The sequence below is a fragment of the Corynebacterium sp. HMSC059E07 genome (assembly GCF_001814395.1).
Lineage (GTDB): Bacteria > Actinomycetota > Actinomycetes > Mycobacteriales > Mycobacteriaceae > Corynebacterium > Corynebacterium hesseae.
Genome location: NZ_KV816290.1, coordinates 1 through 934 on the forward strand (window position 1 = coordinate 1; position 934 = coordinate 934).

Genomic DNA, 934 nt, shown 5'->3' on the forward strand with positions numbered 1-934 from the left:
ACAAAATCAACGCACTCTAAAACCGGAAGGGCCGTTTTAGTCTTTGTCGCATGGGGGATTTGGAGACTTATTTCTCCTACCGCAGTTCGGGGTTGGATCTTGTGGGGCTTGCGGTAGGCAGTGTGGATGATTTACGCGCGCGTGGCGCTTCATTGGCTGATGCGGTGGAGTTGGCTGGGCTGCATCGTGTGTATTTTGGGTCGACGCGTTTTACGGGCAAGCAGCGCCAAGCGCGTGCGGCTGCGGTTGCCCAAGGACATGATGTGGCGTCGTTGAGCTTGATTGAGGCGTATACCGCCAAGGTGAAAAATGAGTTGGATGCGTGGAATCTGCGTGTCAGGTTGGCAGGGACTCCAGCACACCAAATCCCAAAGGTAGCGAAGGAACGCTTGAAGCAGTTGCGGCCGCGGCGGGTGCCCGAACCTGGGGTGCGGTTGACGTATCGGGGGTCGGGTCCGCATTCGTTGACGATTACTGATTCACCGTTGCGCATTAGTGAGATGCGTGGGACTTTGGAGTCGATTAATCCGGCTGATTTGTTGGATGCGGCAGGTCAGGTGTTCTTTAACCAGGCGCATGGGGGTTCGAAGCCTGCGGTGGCGACCAATGTGGTGGTTACGTTGGATGAGTTGGACCAGATTGTGCGGGGTGAGGGCGATGATATTGAGCTCGTGCTTACCAACGGTGGGCGGATGACGGGCCGGGAGTTTGTGTCTTATAAGTTTGCGGAGGTTGGGTATGTGACGTTGGTGCATCCCACGGTTGGGCCGGTGTGGTTGCATCGTGTGCGGCGTTTGGCTGGGTTTGAGCAGCGGTTAATGGCCAGTGCGGAGCATCCGACGTGTGCGCGTGAAGGGTGTAATAAACCGGCGGATTATTGCCAGGTGCATCATTTAGTGCTGAAGTGTCCCGGGTTTTGTTCCTAGGCATTTGC

1 protein-coding gene is annotated in these 934 nt (G+C 56.2%); it reads left to right on the forward strand.

Translation table 11 applies throughout. The annotated features are described in order from the left end of the window. The first annotated feature begins 50 nt into the window (after positions 1-50). On the forward strand, positions 51-926 hold the full coding sequence (locus HMPREF2967_RS04945; protein WP_369816017.1) for an HNH endonuclease: 876 nt from the start codon (positions 51-53) through the stop codon (positions 924-926). The last annotated feature ends 8 nt before the right edge of the window (positions 927-934 follow it).

Coding starts and splice junctions, on each gene's coding strand:
- HMPREF2967_RS04945 (WP_369816017.1), top strand. CDS start 51: ATGGGGGATTTGGAGACTTATTTCTCCTACCGCAGTTCGGGGTTGGAT.